The 25,814-nt window shown below is 57.4% G+C and carries 20 protein-coding genes and 1 pseudogene; 9 read left to right on the top strand and 12 right to left on the bottom strand.

From position 1 onward, the window contains the following. Positions 1-56: 56 nt before the first annotated feature. Both E6N53_RS17270 and E6N53_RS21760 read right to left on the bottom strand, forming a co-directional pair. Complete coding sequence (locus E6N53_RS17270) at positions 57-2,936, bottom strand: protein kinase domain-containing protein (RefSeq protein WP_161596593.1); 2,880 nt, start codon at positions 2,934-2,936, stop codon at positions 57-59. A 340-nt stretch (positions 2,937-3,276) separates the two neighbouring features. Further along, positions 3,277-3,495 carry a DUF7837 family putative zinc-binding protein gene (locus tag E6N53_RS21760; RefSeq protein WP_142860737.1) on the bottom strand — a complete coding sequence of 73 codons (219 nt, stop codon included), beginning with the start codon at positions 3,493-3,495 and terminating at the stop codon, positions 3,277-3,279. A gap of 146 nt (positions 3,496-3,641) precedes the next feature. Between E6N53_RS21760 and E6N53_RS17280 the strand changes: the two genes are divergently transcribed. Beyond that, positions 3,642-4,451, top strand: a complete 810-nt coding sequence (locus E6N53_RS17280) for a serine/threonine-protein kinase (RefSeq protein ID WP_142860738.1) — start codon at positions 3,642-3,644, stop codon at positions 4,449-4,451. 55 nt (positions 4,452-4,506) lie between these two features. Here E6N53_RS17280 and E6N53_RS17285 read toward each other — a convergent pair whose 3' ends face one another. The 6 genes from E6N53_RS17285 to E6N53_RS17310 all read right to left on the bottom strand — a co-directional run bounded on the left by E6N53_RS17285 (position 4,507) and on the right by E6N53_RS17310 (position 9,625). Then, on the bottom strand, positions 4,507-5,469 hold the full coding sequence (locus E6N53_RS17285; RefSeq protein WP_142860739.1) for a PP2C family protein-serine/threonine phosphatase: 963 nt from the start codon (positions 5,467-5,469) through the stop codon (positions 4,507-4,509). A 152-nt stretch (positions 5,470-5,621) separates the two neighbouring features. Then, entirely contained in the window at positions 5,622-6,359 is a 738-nt protein-coding gene (locus E6N53_RS17290; protein WP_161596594.1) for a restriction endonuclease, read from the bottom strand. A 332-nt stretch (positions 6,360-6,691) separates the two neighbouring features. Beyond that, positions 6,692-7,402 (bottom strand): hypothetical protein, encoded by a 711-nt coding sequence (locus E6N53_RS17295; RefSeq protein ID WP_142860741.1) that lies wholly within the window; start codon positions 7,400-7,402, stop codon positions 6,692-6,694. A gap of 1 nt (position 7,403) precedes the next feature. Next, entirely contained in the window at positions 7,404-8,696 is a 1,293-nt protein-coding gene (locus E6N53_RS17300) for an ATP-binding protein (RefSeq protein ID WP_142860742.1), read from the bottom strand. Further along, positions 8,656-9,330, bottom strand: coding sequence for a hypothetical protein (locus tag E6N53_RS17305; protein ID WP_142860743.1), 675 nt, complete (start codon positions 9,328-9,330; stop codon positions 8,656-8,658). Before E6N53_RS17305 ends, E6N53_RS17300 begins: the two co-directional genes overlap by 41 nt. Positions 9,331-9,340: 10 nt before the next feature. Next, complete coding sequence (locus E6N53_RS17310; protein ID WP_142860744.1) at positions 9,341-9,625, bottom strand: hypothetical protein; 285 nt, start codon at positions 9,623-9,625, stop codon at positions 9,341-9,343. 230 nt (positions 9,626-9,855) lie between these two features. Between E6N53_RS17310 and E6N53_RS17315 the strand changes: the two genes are divergently transcribed. The 3 genes from E6N53_RS17315 (at position 9,856) to E6N53_RS17320 (ending at position 14,574) form a co-directional block, all read left to right on the top strand. Further along, on the top strand, positions 9,856-10,395 hold the full coding sequence (locus tag E6N53_RS17315; protein WP_142860745.1) for a hypothetical protein: 540 nt from the start codon (positions 9,856-9,858) through the stop codon (positions 10,393-10,395). Beyond that, complete coding sequence (locus tag E6N53_RS20825) at positions 10,392-12,404, top strand: coiled-coil domain-containing protein (protein WP_161596595.1); 2,013 nt, start codon at positions 10,392-10,394, stop codon at positions 12,402-12,404. Before E6N53_RS17315 ends, E6N53_RS20825 begins: the two co-directional genes overlap by 4 nt. A 64-nt stretch (positions 12,405-12,468) precedes the next feature. Next, a complete protein-coding gene (locus E6N53_RS17320) occupies positions 12,469-14,574 on the top strand; it encodes an outer membrane protein assembly factor BamB family protein (protein WP_161596596.1) in 2,106 nt (701 codons plus the stop codon). Positions 14,575-14,821: 247 nt separating this feature from the next. Here the strand turns inward: E6N53_RS17320 and E6N53_RS17325 are convergent, their stop codons facing one another. Together E6N53_RS17325 and E6N53_RS17330 are read right to left on the bottom strand one after the other, a co-directional pair. Next, complete coding sequence (locus E6N53_RS17325) at positions 14,822-15,751, bottom strand: ISH3 family transposase (protein ID WP_142860910.1); 930 nt, start codon at positions 15,749-15,751, stop codon at positions 14,822-14,824. A gap of 120 nt (positions 15,752-15,871) precedes the next feature. Next, positions 15,872-17,257, bottom strand: a complete 1,386-nt coding sequence (locus E6N53_RS17330) for a PQQ-binding-like beta-propeller repeat protein (RefSeq protein WP_161596597.1) — start codon at positions 17,255-17,257, stop codon at positions 15,872-15,874. Between the two features lie 327 nt (positions 17,258-17,584). Between E6N53_RS17330 and E6N53_RS17335 the strand changes: the two are divergent. Then, positions 17,585-18,453 (top strand): annotated as a pseudogene (locus E6N53_RS17335) (IS5 family transposase). Between the two features lie 12 nt (positions 18,454-18,465). Continuing rightward, positions 18,466-19,212 (top strand): transposase, encoded by a 747-nt coding sequence (locus E6N53_RS17340; protein WP_201741196.1) that lies wholly within the window; start codon positions 18,466-18,468, stop codon positions 19,210-19,212. Between the two features lie 509 nt (positions 19,213-19,721). Here E6N53_RS17340 and E6N53_RS21135 read toward each other — a convergent pair. Next, the gene (locus E6N53_RS21135) at positions 19,722-20,180 is read right to left on the bottom strand and encodes a hypothetical protein (protein ID WP_201741182.1); all 459 of its coding nucleotides are present in this window, start codon (positions 20,178-20,180) and stop codon (positions 19,722-19,724) included. Between E6N53_RS21135 and E6N53_RS17345 the strand changes: the two genes are divergently transcribed. After that, complete coding sequence (locus E6N53_RS17345) at positions 20,161-20,997, top strand: serine/threonine-protein kinase (RefSeq protein ID WP_201741183.1); 837 nt, start codon at positions 20,161-20,163, stop codon at positions 20,995-20,997. The two genes, E6N53_RS21135 and E6N53_RS17345, sit on opposite strands and share 20 nt — an antisense overlap. A gap of 116 nt (positions 20,998-21,113) precedes the next feature. Here E6N53_RS17345 and E6N53_RS17350 read toward each other — a convergent pair whose 3' ends face one another. Next, entirely contained in the window at positions 21,114-23,219 is a 2,106-nt protein-coding gene (locus E6N53_RS17350) for a beta-alanine-activating enzyme beta-propeller domain-containing protein (RefSeq protein WP_142860749.1), read from the bottom strand. Positions 23,220-23,314: 95 nt separating this feature from the next. On the opposite strand from E6N53_RS17350, the gene E6N53_RS17355 reads away from it, so the two are divergent. Beyond that, positions 23,315-23,953 carry an IS6 family transposase gene (locus E6N53_RS17355; protein WP_142860750.1) on the top strand — a complete coding sequence of 213 codons (639 nt, stop codon included), beginning with the start codon at positions 23,315-23,317 and terminating at the stop codon, positions 23,951-23,953. 124 nt (positions 23,954-24,077) lie between these two features. Further along, the gene (locus E6N53_RS17360) at positions 24,078-25,811 is read left to right on the top strand and encodes an outer membrane protein assembly factor BamB family protein (RefSeq protein WP_142860751.1); all 1,734 of its coding nucleotides are present in this window, start codon (positions 24,078-24,080) and stop codon (positions 25,809-25,811) included. Positions 25,812-25,814 lie beyond the last annotated feature (3 nt).

Consider the following 25,814-nt stretch of genomic DNA (forward strand, 5'->3'; position numbering starts at 1 on the left):
ATTTTTCTTGAGAATTGAGCGCCAGAGCCGCACTAATATCCACCATAGAGCTGTACCTATTCCTCAGGGTCTCGCCCGAATGCACTCACCAGATCCCGCCTGAGATTTACAACCGTGTCATATCGCTCCTCCTCACGCTTCCTGATTGCCTTCATGATGACGTCATTGACTTCCGGAGGGAGATCGTTTGACATCTCACTCGGTGGTGGCGGAGTCTCTTTTTTGACTGCATCCACCACCGTGATTTTGTTTTCATGCCCGAACGGATTTTGGCCAGTAAACAGTTCGTATGCGACGACGCCAAGTTGATAGATATCAGTGTATGGGTTACTAACCTCCCGCTGTTGATCAACCTGCTCCGGCGCCGCGTACTCCGGAGTTAATTCATCAATATCTTTCGAGTGTCTAAAGAGCAATCTGGCCAATCCCCAGTCACCGACCTTCGCACGTTCGCACCCGTCCGTATTAGTGAACATGATGTTCGCTGGCTTCAGGTCGGCGTGTACGATACCCTCTCGGTGGGCGTAGAAGACTGCACCACAAATCGATTCGAATACCGACACAGCATCGAGGATGTCTATCGTACCGATTCGTTCTACGAGGGTTCCATCATTCATGAATTCTAGCATCAACCACGGATACGGCTTGGCTCCCCAGTCGGCAACATCTACGATGTTCGGATCCTCATCGAGTCGTTCCCAGATATTCGCCTCTCTCACGAACCGTTTGATGATATCTGTATTCAGGGTTCCCTGCCACCGAGGAATTTTAAGCGCAAACACCTCGTTCGACTCGTGCAGTCGGATTTTATGCACGTCGGCGTTCCCCCCGACACCGTATCGCTCCTCAAGCATATCGTGGGGAGGAAGCTCCTTCCGGAGTTCGTCGCTCACCCCAGCCCGGAGGTGATCGACGGATCGAGAACTGCTGAATTGCATATCGATGTCGGGCATCTCGAAGTCCATTCCCGACGGCGACGCACTAACCCGGTCTATGTCGACGGATGCGGCCTCCTCGAAGTTGACGAGGGCACGCCGAGCATGGTTTACGTTCTCCTCGCACACTTCGATGAGGCGATCGAGCTGTGAGACTTGCTCCTGAAAATCGTGCTCCGTTGCATCGGACCGGATGTCATGAAGCGAGCCGAGTGCCGATTTGAACGTCTCGCGTGCCGCGTAGAAGTCACCATCCTCGAATTCTCCTTGCCCACGATCGATGACCTCGCGAGACTGTTCGGTCTGTGCGCTGAGGTAGCCTCGTAAGGCAGCATTCCGAAGGTGGTCAATCTCTTCGCTACTGTACTCCAACCCGCTGATTGTTCGCCCCTGTTCTTCAAATTCTTTTTTTGCGCGTTCGAGTTCCCCGTCATCTATCAACTCCTGCGCCCGCTGGATTCCCTCCAAAACGTCTTTCAGACACGCGTTTTTGTGCCCGCTCGTGGCCTGTGACGTAATCTCATCGATCGCAGGATCCTCGTATTCGATGGCCTTTGCAACGCTACGGGCTGTATCGAATCTCTCTCGGGCTTTGTAGTACTCACCGGCCTCAAACTTCTCCTGACCGTCCTTCACGATAGTTCGTGCCAGCGCGAGTTGAGCTTTCTTGTGCCCTTCGCGTGCTCTATCAGTTGCCTCCTCTAGAAACTGGTTAGACCCATCAACAGCGTCGATATCGTCAAGTATCGACGAGAATTCGGATTCAGCCCGCTCATACTCACCCGTTTCTAGCAGTTCGGTTGCTTCTTTGAGACAGCTATTCGCCAGTCCAGCATGGCAGTCTACGAGATCCGATTCGATCTTGTATAGCTTGGATTCGATTCGGGACTGCAGGTCGGCAAGCCCCTGTTGTTCGACAGGCTCATCGCCTACGAAGGGCCTTGACGTTAATATCTGTTTGTACAACTCGTGTACACCTGTATATGCCTCGATCGCGGCCTCATACTCGCGATTTGTGAATCGTTCTTTAGCGATTTCCAGTCTGCCGCTGGCAGAATTCATCATAGGTTTGATCTGGCGTCCGCGGGCAAGGCTCTGAGAATTGTCAATATATTTTATAATCTGTGTCCACTCAACTTCTTGCGGATACTCCTGACTGATGGCTGTGAGAGATCTGATCGCATAGGTCTTTTCAGTCTCGTCGTGTTCTTGGTTTTCTGTCTTAACGATCGATTCCAATGTATCTACTAAAGGCAGAATATCATCAGGGTCCTTTTCGGCTATCTCAACACAGACTTGCAAAGCATTCTGTCGGACATCGGTGTCGAGGTGGTTAAGAAGTGGTTTGAGGTCTGCGGCCACTGATTGAACAGCTCTGGGATACTTATCAACTAATCCAGCTAACATCACCGAAACGTTCCTCTTGACACGCGAGTCGTCGGCTTTGAGCAGTGGCTGGAGGTTCTCAATTATCGGTCGAACATCGTCGGGATACTTTATACTCACTGATGCCAATATTATTGACAAATTTATTTGGATATCAGGGTTGTGATCGTCGAAATAGTGTTTGAGATCTTCAACAATCGGTCGAACAGCACCAGGGTACTCTTTTGCCAATTCAGCCAATGCCAACGAAGCGTTTACTCGGACCTGACTCCGGGAGTCACGGAGGAGTGATCGGAGCGTTCCGACTACAGGCGGGATACTTTCGGGGTGTTCTTTTGCTACTATTGCAAATGCCGTAGATGCGCTGGGTTTATATGAATCACCAGACAGCCCTTCTAAATAAAGATCATCAGTTAGATTGTGAACAAGTTCGGGGTTCTGTTTGGCCACCTCAAACCACGCGTGAGTAGCCTGGATTCTGGGACCGGGAAGCCTTGAATCGAGAATTTCTTTAAGTTCCTTATCTATTTCCTGTAGGTTGTAGGATCCTTCATTTGCTATCCGGCGGAGTTTCCGCGCCCGCTCTATGTCGGAGTTCCCGAACAGCCCCATCATCATGACAATAAATTTCATGTAACCTAATGCTTTCTACGGCCCGTTGGAGGGAGATGTATATGACATCTAAAACACGATGGTCCTGCTTACTTCCCAGCGGACGAGAGGCTACTTTACTATCTCCACTGCAGGGAGCGCTTCATTGGCCAGCCGTGTTCAATGAGCAGTGCGTCCGAATCGCGATAATTCGCGACCGACAGCTGGAGTAGGTTCTATAACGATTATAACCTGAAAAATCAGTGCAGGGTCTGGTGTTCTAAGGGAAACAATATAATCTGAAAGGGCAGAAATCAACAACACGACTCATGAGACTCGAACGGTATCGGTTCCGGAGTCGTTCTCATACTTTCTCGCCCACATAGCTGGGTCGTACGACCTTCCCACAGGAGGGACACTCGGCAAAGACGCCCGTACTCCTGTCGTCTCGCTCGAACGTGATGAGCGTCCAGCCTGACGGAAGGGGCTGTCCACAGTCGGGACAGCTACCGGGCGAGGATGAGTCAGGGTCCGGGTATATAAAAGCAAAAGACGGTGTGACAGAGCCACATTCATCGCACAAACATATGGATTCCGTGATGATCGACGAGCGATCCGAGCTGAGCCAGGAACGAATCGCAGGAATCCTTTCTCGGAAGTATCGCAGGTTCCAGACTCGTTTGCTTTCGATTCCCCTTCGAAGTCACATCGTGTCCTGAAGACCTGAGTATGAGAATCGACTCCGGCGGCAATGCAGACGTCTATCATTCCTCAGTCACAACTGGAGGGGACTCACATGAGGTCGCGGTGAAGTTCCCCCGCGGATACGGGACGATTCAGCGAGACCAGGTTCAACAGTTGCTCGATGAGGCAGAGAACTGTTCGAAACTCGACGACCACCCACATATCGTTACGGTCTTCGGCTATGGGGCCGAGTCAGGATTGCCGTGGATCGCGATGGAGTACATGGAGGGCGGGAATTTAGCCAGTCGCATTCGCGAAACTTCAATTTCGAGTCTGGAGGCCGTCTGGATCGCGTATGCACTTGCGACAGCACTAAACCACGCTCATCATCGAGGTGTCGCTCATAACGACCTCAAGCCCCGGAACGTCCTGTTCACGGAGGCACAGTCGGGCTCGTGGGCGACCCCGAAGCTCACGGACTGGGGGATAGCGAAAGAACTCATCGAGCGAGAACAGTCTGTCGATGGGTTCACGCCGGAGTATGCTGCCCCGGAACAGTTCCGTCCCGACGAGTTCGGGAAGCCGGACAAACGAACCGATATCTACCAACTCGGCGTGATCCTGTACGAACTGCTCGTCGGCGAGCTACCATTCGTCGGTCCGCCAGCCAAACTGATGTATGAAGCGACGCATGGAGAGGCGGCCCCGCCGACCGAGCGCGATTCGAGCCTCCCCAACATGGTCGATCGGGTGTTGCTCACGGCGCTGGCTACGCGGCCCGAAGATTGGTACGAGTATGCACTGTACTTCCCGTATGATATTGCTGAACTAACTTCTCAGCTGCAGCCCGACTGAACCGAAATATGTAGATTTCAATCCGAACTCGTTCTGCGGGCAACCCTTACCGGACTCACTCTACAACTTCGTACAGAGCGAGGGTCACGTTGTCGGACGCGCCCGCGGCGAGGGCTCTGTCGATCAATGTCGATCCCGCGTCACCGATCGTCGAGGACGTCTCGAGAGTCTCTTCGATCACATCATCCGAGACGGCATCGGTAAGCCCGTCAGAACACAGCAGGAGTCGACCACCGGCAAGTGAGCGTTCGGAGATCTCGACGTATAGGTCGTCAGCGGTTCCGATCGCCTGCAACAGAACGTGGCTGTACCGGTGGTCTTCAGCATCCTCGGGATCGAGTTCACCGGCCTCGACGAGTTGTTGCACCTGGGTCTGGTCGGTAGTTACCTGACTGAGCGACCCGTCGTACACGTACGCACGGCTATCACCGACGTTCGAGATGACTGCATCATCGCCATCGAGAAGGGCCGTGATGAGGGTGGTACCCGGTTCTCGATGGAAGTTGTTCGCCTCCGTCATCTCGACGACCGCCTCGTGAGCACGACGCGTTCCGTCCTCCAAGAGATGCTCCCGATCGGTTTCGCTCTCCGAAAGAGCGGTCGTGATCGACTCTTCGACTGCGTCGAGAGCGGTCTGGCTCGCGATCTCCCCTCCCTCGTGGCCTCCCATTCCGTCCGCGACGGCGATGAGATGATACCCTACCTCCTCGAACGCGCGACAGAGGACCGAGTCCTCATTCGTGTCACGCTTGCCACCGATATCGGTTTGCTTGTACGTAGTGCCCGAGCCGACCTGATCACTATCACTGCCGTTGTCATGGGTGTCAACTGGCAAAGCATCTGCTGAATCGAGAGATTCGTCCGCAGTCGATTTCTCGTCCTGTCCGCCGTCCGGTAGGCAGATACGTGGTGGAGGGCTGGCGGTTCGCTCACGACTCCCAGCGTCCGGCCCGTCGTCGTCCGTCATCAGGGCGTCCCCGAGCGACCAGGGGATGAGTCGGCTGAACGAATTCTTCATGAGTTAATTATGCAAACTTGCGATTATATGCTTTCGGGGCTTCCTCCACTGAGATAATAAAATGCCATCCGCATGCGCTCACTGAGGCGGCCGGAGAAGCGAGACCAGCTCTCACTACGTTGTCCGTCTTGTCGGTGAGCCACTGGACGTGGTCAGTCGATGTCGATGTCACCGAGGTTCACCGGTGGGGCCAGTGAGGAGGACGTCAGCCACTCGGTGAAGATCCCTCCAGGGACGAGCGAGACCGCATCGTTTCGCGCAGCGCTCTGGCGTGCCTGTTGCGTGAACCGGCCACTCGTCACGACCAGACACCGATCCACGTCGAAGTCCTCACGGAGTCCAGCTGTCCGCTGGACGGTCGAAATACCAACCGGGTTGTCCGGATCGTAGCGCTTCGCTTGGACCGCAAGCGTGTTCCCGCGGGTAGTCCTGACGAAGAGATCGACGCCGCAGTCCTGTGATTCCTGAGTGACTCTGACAGCATGTTCCTGCGTGCTCCAGTACGTACCGAGAAGGTGCTCAAAGCCAGGCGGTGAAAACTGAAGCAGGTCGTCTTGCGTCCACGCACGCTTAGCGGCCGCGGTGATCGTCTGTTGTACCTCTTGAATCTCGTCGACTCCCCCCGTCGTGAGGTAAGTGTCGACAGTATCGCTGAATCGCTCCCGGTCGTTCGCAGGGTGTGGAAAGTAGTCGGACAGGTGCGTGACACGAGCACCGATCAGGAGAGCCTGTGCCAGTCGGAGGGTCCGGCTGCCGGCGTTGAGGACGGACTCCGGTGTGAGGTTCGAGCGGATGCCAGCGTTGATCGAACGGGTTACCGCGCGACGTTCCAGATCAGGACGGATCAAGACAGCATCGACCAACACCGTCGAACAGGCGATGATTCCCACGTACCGCACCACCCGTCCTGTCGGGATCCCGTTCGTGGATTCGGCTCGCAGATACTCTTGCAGCGTGTCGAACTCTATCGCACAGGGCGACCGATCAGCCAGCTGATCGACTACTGAGCGGTACCATCGAGTGGTGTTCTTTCCCGGGGACGCACACGCTGTGAGTACGCGTTCCACCGAGTTTGTTCGCGACGAGATCGGGATTGGCGTAGCGCTTCATGAGCGCCGGTGCGATGTCTGCGACCGATGAAAGCGACGGTAACTCACTCATACCTGCTGGTGGTCCAACCATCCACGGGTGAAGATCCTGGGGACAGGTCATCTGATCGGGGTCAACTCTTCACCTTATAAATCGAGCTGATATCGGTAGCGACCTGTTCGTGTGTCTCAATGACATCGTCATTGAGTTCATCCCCGGTAGGAACGGCATCTGATTTGAGGTTCTGGATTGACCGCTCTAGGTCGGCAACAGCCTCCTCGAAGCTCTGGTGATCGACCGGGTGCTCCCTAGCGAACGTTAACAATTGCTGACCGTAATAATACGCGTTGGAGGCGGAACTCTCACTGGCGTCGACGAATCCATCGCACAACAGCTCGACATAGGCAACCGTCGAAATCCCTCCTTTTTCTTCCAGCTGATCGGCCTGGTCCGCTTCGTCAGGTTTGAAACTGAGTCGTAAATTCGTCCAGAGTCCGGGTTTGACCACACAGTCTTCGGTGACTTTCTTTTCATTACCTTCCCCGATCTCACGTTGTCCGTAAAGATACTCCACTTCGATAGCGTTCTCATTCGAGTTGTTTCGGATGAAGATCGACCCATCCCGATCGAACATCTCCACTGGACAGATGTCGCGCGCGTTCGAGGAGATCCGCGACACTGTCCGATCGTGAAACCCTAAGTCGATATCCTCGTCGGGCGTCCGGAGGAAGATATTCCCCCGCTCCCCGTCTTTCCGATAGATGCCGACGGTGTCACTGATAGGCTGTGTTTCGATCGGGTCTTTGCCTTCGTCTTCGGTGACGGTCGTGATGTACGCGGGCATATTACTCGTTCCACGCCTCCAGGCTGGGAGTCGTTTCGAGTATCGCTTCTTTGAGATGTCGCTGCGCGATGGGCTTGAACGTATCGCTCCGCTTGGTTTCCTGCAGTCCCTTGCGGGCAGCCTCGTCGACGATCACTGCGATATCACTCGGGGTGTATCCGTCAGTGTTCTGCGCGAGATGCCGAAGGTCGACATCGTCGTCGACCGGCCGGTCACGGAGGTGTTTTTCCAAGACCGCTTCACGACCGTCGACATCCGGCGGGGGCACCTCGATGCGTTTGTCGAACCGCCGCCAGGCGGCACCATCGATCTCGTCCGGGAGGTTGGTTGCCGCGATGAATACGACGTCGGTGTCGCCGAGACTCGACATCTCTGTGAGGAACTGGGTGATCATCTGGCTCTCGCTCATCGTCTTCTGCATCCCGCCGGAACGCTGTGTCGCGATCGCGTCGATCTCGTCGAGGAAGACCAAACACGGCTGGTTCGCTTTGGCGATGTCGAAGACGTCCGCGACGTTGCTGGCGGCCTCCCCAACGAGCGAACTCGTGAGGTCGCTTGCTTCGAGTTCGATGTAGTTGAATCCGAGCATCCCCGCGAGGGCCCGCGTGATGAACGTCTTCCCGGTGCCCGGCGGGCCGTGGAGGAGGACACCGTTGATCGTTCCGAGGCCATATCGCTCGTAGAGCGACGGGTTCTCAAGCGGGTCGACGATGGTCTCACGGAGGGTCCGCTTGAGATCGTCCATCCCACCGACATCGTCGAAGTCCATATCCGGCGATTCGACGAGATACCGCTCGGCATCGAGTCCCTCCCCACCCCCGTCGCTGTCGCTTTCAGCTCTGCCTCGTCGGCGACCGGAATCGGCGGAGCCGCTCGGCGACTTTCCCTCGAGCTTGTCGGCAGCTGACGAGAGGTTCTCGGCCAGTTCCTTTCGCTTGCGGATGAGGCCGTCTCGCGTTTCGAGGTCGGCTAACTGACGGACGATATCCGCGCACTTCCGATAGTACTGTGCTGCCGTCTCTTGATCGTTGTTTTCGCGAGCTTTCTCCGCTCGTGAGCGGTACTTGCTGTAGTTCTTCTTGAGGATCTCTTTGTGTGTACTGTCTCCAAGTGACATGTTTCCTCTCTGGTCGCGGTGTGTTTTGTTTGCCGATATGGAGTGGGAAAACCGCTCGATATCTACCAGTTCAGCGGGGCAGTATCGAGGTGCTGCTGTGGATAAGCCAGTCGTGACCCGTCGGGATCGTCGCCGCTTACAGGTTAGGCCCCGAAATACTCCCGCCGATATCATCATCAAGCGGGTCGTCGACGTCGTACGGATCTTCGACGTCTGCCTCGTCGTCCTCGATGGAGACCTTTTCGGATTCGGTCTTCCCCTCTGCGATCTGCTGCATGATCTCCTCCTCTTCGCCACCGCCCATGTCCACGTCGGCCCCGATGATGTCGATGTCCAGGGTGTCCTGAATCTCCAACATCATGTCCATGTCCAGTTCGTACTGGACCATCTGGTCCATGAGGTGCTCCTGAACCCGGCCGTGGTCGACGTCCTGATCCATGACCTCGCTGATATGGGTGGTGTCCTCGTTGGTCATCTCCATGAGCTCCCGGGCTCCCTCGATGGAAACGATCGTAGCCATCTGAACGCTGTTCTTCTGGTACTTCTGCTGCTTGACCTGGTACTTCTTCTTCGCGATCTTCGCCTGCTGAGCGTACTGCTTCCGATCGACCTCACTCGAGTTCGCCCCCTTCTCCAGCAACTCTTGGTACTCGTGCTGGAGCTGGCCCATCTCCTTCTTCAGCTGTTTCCGCTCCTTCTTCAGTCGTATTTTATCCTCGCGGATTTCCGCGTTTGAGTAGACGCTCTCGTCCAGCAGGGTTTTCTTATCAGCGGTTCCGAACGCACCTTTGATCCAAGCTCTGAGTTCCATTGTTGTCTACTTACTCCAGTTCCGGTTTGACCGTGAGCACAGTACCCGTCACGCCGATCGCGGCGCCGACCGCCGCGGCGATGACGAGCAGTTTCATCTCGCTGACCGTGACCGTGAACAGCTGTTCGCCGAGGGTTGCCTCGGCGTAGATGACGCCAGCACCGATCGCGATGCTTCCGAACGCACCGAGTGGGATGCTGCTTTCCATCAGCCGGTAGATCGCCAGGACAAGCACACCAGCGGCGATCGCGTTGATGATGGTTGCCCCTGCCACCCACATCATGAATCCGTTCATCAGCGCATCACAATACTTTGTGTACGCCCTGACCACATAAAACTATCTCCCAATAAGAATCGAAGTGCAGTCTCCAATATGGAAAGAAAGGCTTTTTCCAGATGGTCCAATATCCATAATGGATACTTCTTTGTGTAGGGAGTTCGTAAACTCATCTATGGTCACGAGTAACACCGAACCGTCGGTCACCAATGAACTGTGAGAAAATCATGCGCCAACCAGAGGTATCCATGTCTGACGAAGCCACCGATCATGACGGAGACAGAGAATATATATTTATCGTAACATACGAAGACGAAACTGAGCGCAAGCGTGTTGAATATTTGTTCAACAATTGGGAGGATGGTAAGATCGATCGTCCCAAGGGTGTCATTAGACTAACAGCAGGGGTTGATCATGACAAATTGTACGAACAACTGCTGACGAAGGTGCCCGAAGAGCAAGTTACCTCGTATAAGCTCGATCGATCGGATCCGGATATCGAACCGTCGCGACGAACCGTTGAACGATCGATTTCCGCCCCAGAACAGACAGTCAACTCGTTTTTAGAGTACGTCTTCTCCAAACGGAAGGCCGTGATACAGTCCCGCGAATACAACGAGTACGAGATGTACACAAAGAAAGGACGCGCGGACGTGCGTTATACATTAACCACGTCTGACGGTGACACAACTGCTCGAATCGTGATCGAAGGGTACGAGCCAGCCCCTTCGTTCCTCGGGGACTTCTTCGAGGAGGAACTCGACGAATTTTCCGCCAGTCAACAATGAGCCAGGACTGCCTCGAACACTTGGAAAAGCTGCGACGCCCCGAAAAGACGGTTCTGGACCAGTACAGAGACCTCGCATCCCTGTCTGCGGTAGGCGAGCGTCGACGTCGGGAAATGCACAATAAACTCAAAGCCAACAAACAGGAGTTGATCGACGAGTTCATATTCGAATGTCCAAAAACGCTCGAAGGCGACCAACAAGACGTCGTCAGAAGTCGGTTCGAACTCGCTCGCCTGATGATTGTCGCCAGCTTCGCCTGGACCGGTGATGGGATTGATATCGATCAGATCCCGGTAGATCTTCAAGGGGAGTTCCCCGACATGGCGATAGAGACGGTTGGGGAGTTCGAACGGTACAAACAGTTCTCCGAACTCGACGAGGATCAGATCAACCGCCGAATCCGACGGCTAGAAGGTGAGGTGTACGAGCTCGTTAAGGAGTACACCAGCACGCAACTCTCCGATCTCGACGACCTACTCGAATCGTCTGATGTGCCAGGAGACATCATGCGTCGCCTCTCTGAGCGGTACGACGACCGTCTGGAGAAGATGCGCCAAGGGTTCTACATGTATGTCGAGGAGCAGGGCATGGTGCAGATGATCGGCGCAATCGAAGACGCCATGGAGACGGTCTCAGAAGCACAGGAGACGAGTGCGAAAGTCGATCAAGAGTTGGCCGCCAAAATCGATCACCTGTCCGAACAGCTCTCCCGAGGGTTCGAACGCCAAGAACAACAGCGGCGTCGAGAGCTTCAGGCGGTCGAACGGGAGTTGGCGAGTTCGTCGCCGGATCTGGAGGCGATCGACCGAAAACTTGAATCCCTCAATGTAGGGACGAACGAGTCACACAACCAGGCACTCAAGAAGCTCCAGCGGGCGATCGCGGAGACGGAGTCGCTCCGGGAGGATCTCGAGTCGAATCTCGACAAACTCCACGAAGTCAGAGAAGATTCCGGCTCGACCGGCACTGACGAGCTCGCCTCGCAGGTTGCCTCGATCGTCGACAGTGAAGTTGCAGAACTCGAGACGCAGCGTGAGGAGGTCAGCGCCGAAATCGAGCGACTACAGCAGGAGCGTACCCGACTCGAAGCCTCGCGTGAACACGTCCAGCAACGCCAACAGGAGCTACAGGAGCGAATCAACGAGATCGAATCCTCTGTGTCCGACGATGAGGGTGGGCTGGACGGCGAGTCGGTGGTGACTCCGACCGTCGCCCGCCTGCTGGAGATGGATTACATCGGTCGATTCGAGACGTCCGTTCACGAGGCACGATCGATACGGCTCCGGGAGGAGGCGCGGAAGATTCCGGAGGGATACTGGGAATCTCGTTCGGAGCGTCGCAACGAGCGTCCCCGGCTGGCTGAGTTCCTCAACGAGTCTCAGAACCCGGAGCAGTTCCCTGTCAACACGAGTGCCAGATTCACTATCGACTCTTCTGGATTCCTCGGGCTCGGTGGCTCCGCCGAAATGGTTCTCGAAGCCGCTGTCTGTTCTGATCTCGAGGCGCTTGCAACGAACGGCTTCGATGCATCCCCGGCGACGCTCGACGACCTCCTGGAGCACGTCAACCAGAGCGTTTACGAGGCGGAGATGACCGAGGTCGATATCCTTCTGGGCATTGCGTCGCCGACCGGCTGGTCCGACTCGGTCCGAGAACAGATCATGCAGGGCGAGTTGGCGCGAACCAAATACAGCCGACGGCTGAGTATCGTCCTCGTCGACGCGCGGACGGGCGAGCTAACGTACGATGCGTCAGACCCGGTCGCCAGCGAGAACGCCCGGCTGTTCGAACTCCCGATCGACGAGGAGTTGCTGGCCGACTGCGAGGCGGCTGTCGAAGGACGCTTTGACACGGCCGGATTCGCAAGTGAGGGGGTTATCCTGGATACAGTCGTCGAAGAAGACGGCTACTCCCCACATATTGTCAAACGGACGTTCGATCGGCTGTCAGCGCGGCCTGAGTACGAGCAACAGTACGTGGATACCGACCTCGTGCTCTTCGAGAGCTGACCACGGGTCGAGGTGGAGTGATCGGCATCGGGATTCATTATTCTGCTACACATTGATGGACCTGATGGCTGATCCGCGGATTCCTGATCTCTCTACAGTCGCGAGCCCACCTCAACGCAAGATTTCGTACGAACAACTCCAGGATGGGAAACTCCTTGGCAGTGGTGGGAACGCGATCGTAACCAGGTTCGAGCTGGACGGGCCGCCGCCAAACACTGTCGCTGTCAAGGAACCACGGAGCCCTGTCGACACGATTGATACGGAGACGGCTGAGGCGTTCATCGCCGAGGCACAGACGTGGTCTCGACTCGATGCAATCGAGCGCAACCGTCCGCTGTTTGCCGACTGCGAACACATCGTCGGCATCATCGACGTCGGCGAGAATTTGCCCTGGATCGCGATGGAGTACATGGATGGAGGGAGTTTGGAAAACGTGCTTACTTCGCACCCGGATGGACTCCCCGTCGCGGAAGCACTGTGGATCGGCGAGTGCCTTTGTCGGGGGGTAAAGCTCGCCCACGACTTTGGGGTCGCACATCTCGACCTGAAGCCGGCGAACGTGTTGTTTCGGACGACACCGGACGATCTGTGGAACATCCCCAAGATCGCAGATTGGGGATTGTCCCGTGTACTGCTTGACGAATCGGGGAGTGTGGACGGCCTCTCGGTTGCGTACGCAGCGCCGGAACAGTTCGATGCACAGCAGTTCGGAACCCCGGACAAGTACACCGACATCTACCAGCTCGGCGCTCTCGTGTACGCACTACTCACTGGTAACCCACCATACACTGGGGGGCAGGCCAGCGTGATGCATAACGTCGTCTACGGCGAAGCGCCTGCGCCGCCGAGTGCTCGTCGAGATGGACTGTCGGCGACCATCGATGAGGCGGTTCTGACTGCACTTGAGACTAGTAAACCGGAGCGATTCCATGGGGAGGTCAAACGGCTCGAGGAGGAACTACACAGGGCACGTGAGGAGCGAACAAATACAACAGCGTCGACTTCTGCGACACCTGCTGAAACGTCGACGGATGAGGCGCAAACACGATCCAACCAGCAGGAGGAGACAGATGAGGAACCAGCAGCAGTAGACACACAGACTGAAAATAGTACATCAACACAACACGACTGGCCGATGTATAGGCGAACCCCGTCAAGGTGGGGTCACAATCCGCTGACGACGGGGCCGAACTCACCAGTCACCGCCCGCTGGACGTACGAGACTGGTGATCTGATCCAGAAGTCACCGGTGATCGTATCCGACACGGTGTACGTTGGGAGTGATGACGGATTCGTGTATGCGCTGGACGCGGAAACGGGGGAGAAAAAGTGGGGGTTCCAGGCGAATGCAAGGGTTCGATCGTCACCAGCCGTCGTCGACGGAACCGTCTATGTGGGCGTCAGCGAGTACATGTACGCTCTTTCGGCAGACGACGGGAGCAAGCTGTGGCGATTCGAAACGGACGGGGAGGTATATTCATCGCCCACCGTGGTGGATGACACGATTTACTTCGGGAGCGATGATTCTCGAATCTACGCGGTGTCGAAAGAGGGGATCGAGAACTGGACTGTTGAGACCGAGGGCAATGTACGTCAGTCGCCGGCCGTTGCGGACGAATCACTCTACATCGGGAGCGGTAATGACCTCTATGCGCTTGGTTTGAACGGTGGAGCTGAGCGGTGGCAGGTTCGACTCGAGAATGAATCCGTACGAGGGATGTTCTATGTCAAAGGAAGATATCAATCTTCCCCTGTAGTCAGGAATGAAACCGTTTACGCCCAGGGCTCAAATCTATATGCGTTGTCGACGGAAAATGGGGATCAAAACTGGCACTCGAATAAAAGCAAACACTCAGTACCTCCGGTCGTAACGGATAATACGATTTATACCATCGGTTCAGGGGGTATCATACACGCGTTGAATGCAAATGATAGAAGCAACCGCTGGTCCCAACAATTAGAGTATGATGTGGGGGGGTCACCAACTGTAGCAGGGGCGACTGTGTATATCGGGAGTCTGGATAAGAATTTATATGCGTTTTCAACCGTCGACGGAATGGAACAATGGCGGTTTGAATCCAAAGGGAGAGTGAGATCTTCACCCGTAGTCTCCGATAGAACCGTCTATTTCAATAGCGGAAGCAAAGTCTATGCAGTCAGTTCCGAGTGAGTTCCGGTCAGCTACGTAAACAGCCTACCGAAGCGATACTGAATTGATAGCCGAATCCAGACTCAGTACCTCACAAAGCGTCTTCTGCCAGCTGTTTCTGAGGCCCGAGGCTGTGACGAAGCGGTTGGATTGACGGATTAGATGAACAATTCCGGGATGAATCGACCCGAAGGCGTCGCTGTCGGCGGCGGTCAGCCGCCGACGCGACGGCGTCGCCACTCTTGCCGAAGGCTATCCCGGTCGATGATTACCGGAAGAACCGGTCGTCTGGTGGTTGGTTCGCGGGGACGGCCCGACGCACAGCGAGGGTCGTCCACGCAGCCCGCGTTACCATGTCGATGAACGGCGCGTCAGCGGCGTAGCCGTGACGCGCCACCCCGTGCTCGTCGTACTTCCCATTCTTGTAGGTACAGTCGATGTAGACCGTGAATTCGACGGTCACGAGTGGACCGTCGAATTCTGTAGTGAGATCGTGTTCGATCTCACGGCTCCATCCCTGATTGAGTTCGGCCTTGATTGTGTTTCCCCACCGGATGATCGGGAGGACGTACGCGAAGTTGTGCGCTTGGAGGAGCGTGAGACACTTCCCGTCGTAGAAGCCGCTGTCAAGATAGACCGCTTTGACATCAAACTCGAAGGTGTTGAGCAGACCGAGAAACTCCGCGAGGACATCGCTGGCGGTGTCGCCGTCGGTCAGACGGCGCACCGCCAGCGTGTAGCGTTTGTTGTTCACGCGTGCGTACAGCGTCGCATACGCGTGGAAGGCCGTCGTTCCACGTTTCGCCTCCGAGTGGTAGAGACCGTCTGTGTCGTCTTCGTCACCGTAGTAGGGCCGCAGGTGGAGGTCTGCGATGACCTCCACCTGCTCGGGGAGGGTTTCGACAACGTCCTGCTGAAGCAGCGTATTCCCCGTTGAAGCGACCGATTCCAGATCGAACTTCGACCGGAGATGGTGGAGAATGTCGTTGCCTGACGGTGCGTCACCACTGTCTTCGCAGAGCAAAGAGGCCGAGGTTCCGTCGGCGCTGGCGCCGACGAGGACCTCGAAGATGTCCTCGGGATCGATCTCAGCGTTCTCACCGAGTTCGACGCTAAACGCGTCGGTGAGGATGTTGACGAGGAAATTAAGAAGCTGGTCTTCGTGTATCTGATCGTCTGCTTGCGAGGTCGTATGCACACCTCCAGCAAGCAGACGTCTCAACTAACCGGCTTTGTGAAGTACTGAGACTACGTGCCCTGAGTAAGATGGACAAGCCGTAACGTTGGGAACCACCAAATTGTATACGCTCAATCGATCTCACACATCCAAATGGTCGCTCTCTCCGGTTACACCTTTATTTGCACTCACTCCATCTTCAGTTCCAATGAAAACCGTACCATGCGCTACTGTCGGCGACGACCGAATGCGGTGGTCAGAGTACGACCACACAACGTCCCTCGTTGAGGGATGTAGCGCATAGAGGCTGTCATAATTAGCACAGAAGACGAACCCCTCAGCGATGGCAGGGGAATATCGGATCTTAACAGATGAATTGAAGCCCTGACTCCACTCTTCGTCGCCATTGTCGACGTTGAGCGCGTAGAAATTCCCGTCATCGTTCCCGTAGTACACCGTGTTGCCTACGATTGCTGGCGAGGACGTGACAGTGTTTCCGGTCTCATACTGCCACTGAACCTCACCAGTCTGCTTGTCGACTGAGTAGATGACTCCTTCGTCGTTTCCGATGTACACGTGACTGCCGTCGACCGCCGGAGATGAGTCGACGATTGCGCCAGTATTGAGAACCCAGTCCTCTTCTCCGGTCTCCGCATCGATTGCGTATAGATGTTTATCTCTGCATCCGAAATAAACAGTGTCCCGTGATACAGCTGGTGAGCTCCGTACCTTATTACCGACGTGATAAGTCCAATATGTATCCGGACGATCTATATATTTAGCATGAAGCTTCCCACTGTCGCCGACAATGTAGACTTTGCCGTCGGCTACAGCTGGAGACGTTCGGATCCGATTTTCCGTTTTGAATTTCGACTGTTCAGATCCTGATTTGGACGATAATGCATACAGTTCTCCTGCATCACGCCCGAGTAATAGCACAGATTGTGTTACCGTCGGAGACGACCTGAACCGACCTACGGGCTTGCCAACATATGTATTGGGACGGTACTCCCACACAGTGTCCCCAGATACTATGTTAACTCCGTAGACTAGTCCGTCGTCACAACCGATTAAAACCAGATGGCCATTTACTGCGGGCGAAGAACGGACATCGTCGTCAGTAGTAAACTCCCACTTTGTTTCACCAGTTTCGAGTGGACTGATTAACGAGCCCCATCGCATATTGTTTTGAGTGCCCCCGAACATCGGCCACTCGGTGGGAGTATCAGCACAAGGGGGGTCGGCGACACGCCATCTCCAAGCTTCGACGACGGTGTACGTGACGAGATAACCCTTGATCGAATCGCGCACACTTTCTAGTAGCTCGTTTATGAATTGGGATTCGAGAAGACTTCCTTCGGCGACTCGGTCTGTGTCGACAGCAGCTAACTCCCAGGCTGAATCGACGCCAGCTGTTCCGAGTTCACTCATAACATAGTCGGTTTGCTCATCGTCTCGTGTCTGATTCGAGACGATACTTCGAAGATCAGTTGTTTCCGTCGTTGTGTCTGGTGGAACAAACTCCACTGCCCCCTCGTCTCCAACCGTACTGCCGACGAGTTGCCGTTACAACACTGGAGGTGCCGTCTGTGAACTTATCACAACCAGTTGCGTATAAGATAGAGTGGGCTGTGATTCAATTAGTTGGCCGTCGATGTCTAGATACTCTATTGACACTTCCACAATGTCGCCCGGTTCAAGCGGATCAGCCTCCCCCGCACTCCTCCGGCGCTGGTGGCATGGACTCAGGTTATAGGTGAACAGAATAAAAAGTATCTGCTCTGTTGAATAGCGATCTAATCAGCTGATATCGATGGTTTAGAAGGGTGAAGCCGAGGAATTCGACTCTGTCCTATGGAGATCGATCTTCTCGACTTCGTTGAGCAGTGTCCTGACCTAGCTAAACAAGCTTTAGGAAAGCACGCGGGCGAACCCGCCAGCGGCGGGTTCGCCCGCTGGATCCATGTCGTTTTACACTGTTTTCGGCTCGAAGAGGGCCACAGCTACCGTGAAACGCCGAATCGGCTGAAGTACATGACCGAGATTCGTGACGTACTCGGTCTTGATCGGGACAATCTCCCGGAGTACACCACGATCTACAAGTCGTTCGATCGGCTGAAAATGTGGGTATGGCGGGCGCTGCTGCGCGTTTCCGCTCAGCAGCACCCGCAGTCTGGCCACGCTGCTCTCGACAGCACGTTCTTCGACCGGCGACGTGCGTCATCGTACTTCCGCCAGCGGTCAGGAAGCACTGTGCAGACGCTGAAAGTGACGACGTTAACTGATGTGGAGTCGCTCGCTGTTCTTGACGTCCACATCACAGCTCGGTGGAAGCACGATACGAAGACCGGGCCGCAGGTCGTCCGCCGGAACGCGGACGACCTGCTGACCGTCGCCGCCGACAATGGATTTCAAGACTGGCACACCGAGTACGAGATTGCCGCATACGACGTCGAGTATCTCGCTCACTATCGCGGGTCATCACCGAAAGCAACCATGAACAACGCGCTCACTATCGCGGGTCATCACCGAAAGCAACCATGAACAACGCGCTCATCCGAACAAAAGGCTATTCTCAGCGCTGGATGGCTGAAAGCTCGTACTCGACAGCGAAGCGCTCGCTCGGCGATGCCGTGCGAGCGCTGAGCTGGTATCGCCAGTTCCGTGAAATTATCCTCATGTTCACCATCAGCAACATAGAACCACTGTGTGAGCTGCTGTAACCATGACTCAGCATCTATTCAACAGAGCAGTCACACCACTCTCCCGACGAACTCTGTCACACGACACCCCGTGATGGCACCTCACAGTGCCATCGCTACCTTGCTGGATTCGTCCTCTGTCGGGCGAAGCCGCTCGTCGTCGCCGTCACTGCGGTTCGTGGAGACGAACCAAAGTGCGACGCGGTTGAGCGACTGCTCAACCACGTCGCGGCACTTCCCTTCGATGTCGCTGGTCTCCTCTGTGACCGCGGGGTCTACAGCGGTGCGTGCATCCAGCGGTTGCGTGAGACTGCACCGGTCGTTCTCCCGGTTATCCGACGCGGTCAACGGATGGCCGAGAAACTGGAGACGTCAATCTCCTACTGGACGGAGTACGCGATGTACGAGGGAAGCGAGCGGGAACTGCGCTTCCCGCTCGCTGTCTGTGTCTCCTACCGACAGGGCAAGCGGGGGAAGCACGGGCTGCTTGTTCGTCCCTACACGGCGTGCGATCAACCAGATCGCACGCCGAAGGAGGTCGAAGCTCTCTACCGGAAACGATCAGCCATCGAGACAGCCTTTCGAACCATGCGCGAAGCACGTGCACGTACAACCACAACCGACCCGGTCGTTCGGTTGGTGTTCGTGCTGGTGAGTTTCCTGTTGCGGAATCTGTGGCTGATTGTCCACTGGAGCGTGCTCGCCACGCCGCGGCGGGCGAGCACTATCCGTCTGGTTCCGTTTCGAGGTATTCCGAGAATGGAGCAACCACACTCTTGACGAACTGCTACACCGGAAGTGGGAAGCACCGACCAACGGTGTCGGGATTCTCGCGACCTATGGCCAGTTGGACGCGGGCTGATTGAGCCCGCGTCCAGCGAGTGCCCACGATGAGCGATTGCTTTACACCATTGTCATGCATTCGGCGCTCTCACAGGCGTGAGACCGCCTTTCGCTGTTCATCCTCTCCGCACTCAGATCGGACGTGTCGCTTCTGTCGTGGAAAATCAAGTCAGTTCGTAGAACCGATGGGAACTACCGACATTACAGCACTAGCTCCGTAACTGTCCCTCAGAACGAGTTGGACGATCATACTGTTCACCCCAGGCCAGCCGAGAACGTGAGACTATCCCACTACTCAGACCGTTCTCGCGCGTCACCCGTCTCGCGTCTGCCCTCCGAATCGCTGGACAGCTGCTCCGCAGAACGGCGTCGTGCGCGCATCGGAACACGACGCTACCCCTCGCGAGTACGCTTGGAACCAAAGTGTTTCGCCGACCACATTTCCATTACCGGTCGCCTCGTACGTCCGTCGTATGGAGTACATCTACGCGTACCTGCTCCTCCACTGTGTGAGGACACCTGTCACCGAGGACACGCTGACTCGGACGCTTCGGGAGGCCGGTATCGACGTGAGCCGACAGCGTGTTCGGGCGCTTCTCACGAGGGTCGAAGACCTCGATGACGAGGAACTGCCCGACGTGGACGACGGACCGGGGCCGTACATGTACGCCGCGCTCTCGCTCCACGAGGCTGGCCAATCCACCACCGACGAGAGGCTCGAGGGGCTCCTCGAGTGCGCCGGTCTCGAGGTCGACCGAGACCGCGTGACGGCTCTCGTGGATGCGCTCGGGGATGTCGACATCACAGACGCGATTGACGAGTTCGACGAGACATCCGTACCCACAGCCACCGACGACGAACACCCACCGGAGTCGATTTCCCCGCGTGGAACCGCTGTCGCTCACTTACGACGACCTTTGCGTCGAGGAGCCCATCGATTCCGGGAGGAACCCCGACGTCCAACGGGCGACGGTCTCCACCCCCGAGGGAGAGGTCACGCTGGCGGTCAAGCCCCCCGGGTTGAGGGAAACAATCCACGCCGACCGCGTCGAGCGGTTGCTCTCCGAAGCGTCGACGTGGGACCGACTGGACAACCACTACCACGTCATCGGCGTTGTCGACTGGGGGCCGAAGCCGTTCCCGTGGATTGCGATGGAATTCATGGACTGCGGCGACCTCGGCGTGCGAGCGGGTACGCTGCCACAATCGCAGGCGCTCTGGACCGCCATCGCGGTCACCGAAGGCGTTCACCACGCACACCGTCGTGGGGTGGCACACCTCGATCTGAAGCCTGCGAACGTCCTCTTCCGGTTGGTCGACGGCGCGTGGGACGTCCCGAAGGTGGGCGACTGGGGACTCTCGAAGCACCTCTTGGACCACTCCGCAAGCGTCGAGGGGCTGTCCGTCGAGTACGCTGCGCCCGAACAGTTTGACTCCGCGTACGGCCCTGCCGACGACCTGACGGACGTCTACCAACTCGGGGCCGTGTTCTACGAGCTGTTCACCGGCCGTCCCCCGTTCGAGGAGTCACCGGCGGCGGTGATGCGCGCGGTTCTGGAGGAGACGCCAACGCCGCCGAGCGAGCACGCGGACCTCCCGAGCGACATCGACGACATCCTCCTGCGTTCGCTGGCGAAAGAGCGGACCGACCGCTACGAGAGCGTCCTCTACCTCCGTGACCAACTCCGTACACTGTACGAGCAGTCACGTCCCGTCGTGTGAGCCGCGGCGGCCGGCGCGAGTCACACTTGCCCGTGGTCGTCGTGTTCAACTCACCCGACGACTGCGGCATCGTCGGTCGTGACTGTGGCGTCGGGTGGAGTGGTCTCGGCCACTTGTCAGTCGGTCGCCTCGACAAGCGCGTACAAGACGCCGTCGTTGCTCCCGACGTAGACGGTCCCGTCGCCGACCGCGGGGGAGGACCACTGCACGCTACTGTCGGTCTCGAACCGCCACTGTTCCTCGCCGGTCGCCGCCTCGAACGCGTAGACGTGTTGGTCACCCCCGCAGACGTAGACGGTCGACCTGCTCACTGCCGGTGACGACCGCAGAAACCTCGCGGCGCCGATCTCGACAGTCCACCGTTCTTCACCAGTGTCGGCGTCCAGCGCGGAGACCTGTCCGTCATTGTTTCCGACGTAGAGCCTCCCATCGACGACAGCCGGCGACGAGTACACAACGTCACCGGTGTCGAACCGCCACTGTTCCTCGCCGGTGTCGGCGTCCAGCGCGCGGACGTACCCGTCCTTCGCTCCGACGTAGACCGTCCCGTCGACGACAACCGGCGACGAGTACACCGGTCGATACGACCCGCTCGACCACTGTTTGTCGCCCGTCGACGCGTCCACCGCGTACACCCAGTAGTCGCGACAGCCGACGTAGACCGTCCCGTCGACCACCGCCGGGGACGAGTCGATTCTGAACTCGCGCTCGAAGACCCACTGCACGAAGCCGGTCTCGGTGTCCACGGCGTACAGGTGGCTGTCGTCGCTCCCGACGTAGGCCGTCCCGTCGACGACAGCAGGTGAAGACTTCATCGGGTCTCCGGTCACCATGCGCCACTGCACTTCCCCGGTCGTCGTGTCCACGGCGTACAGTTGGCTGTCCTTGCTCCCGACGTAGACCGTCCCGTCGACGACGGTGGGTGAGGAGGTCACCGCGTCTTCGGTCTTCACGCACCACTGCTCGGCCCCGGTCGCCGTGTCCACAGCGTACAGATGACCGTCGCCGCTCCCGACGTAGACCGTCCCTTCGACGACGGTGGGAGACGAGCTAATCGCCCCGCCCGTTTCGAGGGTCCACCGTTCGGCGACCCGCTCGCGTGGCCCGCGTGACTGACCGGTGGATCCGGTGCGTGCCGGCCCACCGCGGAACATCGGCCACTGTGTGGGCTGGGCTCCCGTCGGTTGGGCTTCCGTGGACTGACGTCCGTGGTCTGGTCGGCTGTCCGGCTCGGCGTGTCCCCCGAGCGACCGGCCGGTGTCGTGGGCGTCATCCAGCTGGCGGGCGACGACCGGTGGGAGCGCTCGGTCGGTCCGAATCGCCTCGAGCGCGTCGCCGAACGTGGTGGCCGTGCGGTACCGGTTGGACTTAGCCGTGTTGAGCGCCGTCGCGACCGCGGCGTCGAGTGCCGCAGGGACATCGTCGCGCACGTTGCTGGGTGTTGCCGGCGCCGCTCCGGAGAGGACGTCGTGCATGATGCTGACCTGGCTGCCGGTGTACGGGGGCTCGCCGGTCAGGAGCGCGTAGACGAGTGCGCCGAGCTGGTAGACGTCCGTCAGGGTATCTGGGGCGCCGTACCCGTCGGCGTCGAACTGCTCGGGCGCGGCGTACTCAACCGACAGGCCTTCCATGGTCCCAGTCTGCTCGGCCAGCACCCGTGAGAGCCCCCAGTCGGCCACCTTCGGGACGTCCCACACGCCCGTCGGTGTGCTCCGGAAGAGGACGTTTGCGGGTTTGAGGTCGAGATGCGCGATGCCGTAGCTGTGTGCGACCTCCACGCCTCGACAGATCGACTCACCGATCCAGAGGGCCTCGTCGACCGGGAGCCCGTCGGGGTTGTCTCGAAGTCGGCTGTCAAGGTCGCCGCCGTCCATGAACTCCATCGCGACCCAGGGGAGGTCGTCGCCGGTGTCGATCACGCCGACGACGTGTTCGGAGTCTTGCCAGCGCGGCTCGCTCCGCTGGCGTCTGTCGACCAGCTCCCAGGTGCTGGCCTCCGCGAGAAACCGCTCGACCACCTCTCGCGTCAACGTCTCCCGACAGTGTGGTTCCTTGAGCGCGATCCGGTCTGGCGGGTCGGGGCCGTTGAGGCTGACCTCGTAGACGATTGCATGGCCTCCCGTGTCGATCGGACGGTCGCCGACCCGGAGCGTCGTGTAGTCGAGAGTCCTGCGTGGTGGACTGGCGACCGTCGAGCGATCGGGGATCGGCGACTCGGTCATTCAGAATACCCATACGGATCACCTGTATTAATGCTATCCCCCTCAGTATGGGTCGTGTTAAGTTAGGAATGAGGCGGTCAATTTCTAAGTTGTCTATGCCCGAAACCAACCGCCTCAGCGGACCTACCGAGTGGATTGACTTGGAATTTGTGGAGCGACAGCGGACACCCGAGTTCGCGATTCAAGTGGGTATTCAGCTTCATCTTGCTGGTCTGTCGCTCTCGAATACCAAACCATATCTTGAGAAGTTGGGTGTCGAGCGAAGTCGAACCGCGATTCACGACTGGGTGCGGAAAGCTGATCTACAGCCCGACTGCGATGTGAGTCCTAATCAGATTGCGGTTGACGAAACGGTGATTCGAGTCAACGGCCAGCGCCACTGGCTGTACGCTGCGGTCGATCCTGAAACAAACCAATTCCTTCATCTACGGCTGTTTCAGACGTGTACAACGCAACTCACCGTGCTGTTTCTTCGTGAACTCCGTGAGAAACAGCAGCTCTCAGACACCACGTCTTTGATCGATGATGCGGCTCATCTCAAAGCTGCACTTGACCGACTCGGCCTCCGATCTCGAGTGAACCGCCATGGAAATCGAAACAGCGTCGAACGTGTCTTTCGTGGGATAAAACGACGAACCTCTTTGTTCTCAAATACGTTCTCGAACGCTAAGCTATCGACCGCGGATTCGTGGCTGAGGGCCTTCGCCGTCTGGTGGAATCGATGTCAAAGTTAACACGACCCGGTCGCCCACGTAGGTCACCGTTACTCGACCGTGCTGGATTCACCGGTGTAATGCATACCCCACTCAGGATCCAGTATACAAACATTCATGATAGCAAAAGAATCACGTATAGACCGTGACTCGCGGTGACAACAACTCGTCCGGGCTTCGCCCCATCGAGCCAGGTGATTTCGTTTATCTCTCTCTCACAGAGGTCGAAATACGGGACGGAGAGGTTCACACCAATGAAGGATTGGGTTCGATCGATACCTACGGCGTGCTCGTGGGTGCTGGGGAGTTGCCAGTCGTGCTCGAACGCTCGCTTGTCGGAACTCAGGTCGGCCATGAGGCTGGCATCGAGTTCGAATCCAGATCTGTGCTTGTCGACCCCGTTACCGAGGAGGAACACTGGGTACCCGTCGACGAGGTGACCGGCATCGGCGAGGTTACCTCTACCATCTCCGATATCCCTTCTGAGGAGGTTGCAACCCGCCTGGAAGACGGTGGAATCAAATCCGCGTGGCATCTCGTGATCGCCGATCCGGAGCGATTCACGGACGTGTTTCTGCTGGACAAATCACGTGTTCAGGAGCTGCGGACAGCCGCAAAAGACGTGCTCGCGGACCGACGACTGCTCTCGTACGAGGTCGTCGAGGTGTACAGCTGGCACGAACGGACCGACGAGGGACGTCCTTCAGGCATCACCGCGGGAGGGCAGACGAGCCCGACGAGTGATCCGACCGTCATTAAGACGGACATCCTCGACGGCGGTGATCCCGAGGGCGGTGCTGATACCACGGCCACGGCCGCGGCAACGGGGACGGATGGTCCGGAGGACTGGCCAATGTTCCGTGGAGGTCCTGCCCGATCCGGGGCGAACCCCTCAGTGCAGCGGTCTCCGGCACCGACGTGTAACATCGACTGGCAGTTCGATACCAGTGGTTCAGTCGTGTCGTCACCGGCAGTCGCCCGGGGAACGGTGTTCGTCGGGAGTCAAAACGGACGCCTGTACGCGTTGGACACTGCTGACGGTACTGAACTGTGGACGGCCGACCTAGGAAGTGGGATACGGTCTTCACCCGCAGTCGCTGATGAAACGGTTATCGTGGGGTGCACAGGTACCAACGAAACTATTTACGCGTTGTCAACTGTGGATGGGACCGTCCAGTGGAGTCTCGACGCGGGTGAGATCGTCTCGTCTTCGCCAGCCGTGGTCGACGGGACGGTGTACATCGGGACCAACCGTAACGCCGTCTCTGCGCTTTCCGTCGAGGATGGGACCACGCACTGGACAGCCGACGTTGGGGGGAACGTCAGATCCTCACCTGCGGTGGTTGATGATACGGTCTACTTCGGCAGTGACGACAGGTACGTGTACGCCGTGTCTGCTGCGGATGGATCCGAACAGTGGCGAACGCGAACGGATGGGAAGATCTACGCCACTCCAGCAGTCGTCGACTCGACGGTGTACGTCGGGAGTTCGGATGGTGGAATCTACGCCTTGTACCCCGGCGACGGTGATCGACTCTGGCAGTTCCGGACGAACGCCGAAGTAATGTCCTCACCCGCCGTCGCGAACGATACCGTCTTTGCGGGGAGTTACGACGGGACTCTCTACGCGCTGAGCAGTCAACGGGGCAAGGTGCGCTGGCAGTTCGACACGGACCACTGGATCAGATCATCGCCGACGGTCGTCGACGGAACCGTATACATCGGCTGCAACGACTACGGCATTCACGCGTTCGGTGCCGAGACGGGTGATCGACGGTGGCGGATCGGAACCGGCGCCCGAGTGTATTCATCCCCAGCGGTCGCCGATGGAACGGTCTATATTGGCAGTCATGACGGCTGTGTCTATGCGCTCCGTTGACAT

The sequence above is a fragment of the Salinigranum halophilum genome (assembly GCF_007004735.1).
In the GTDB taxonomy this organism is placed as follows: Archaea; Halobacteriota; Halobacteria; order Halobacteriales; family Haloferacaceae; genus Salinigranum; species Salinigranum halophilum.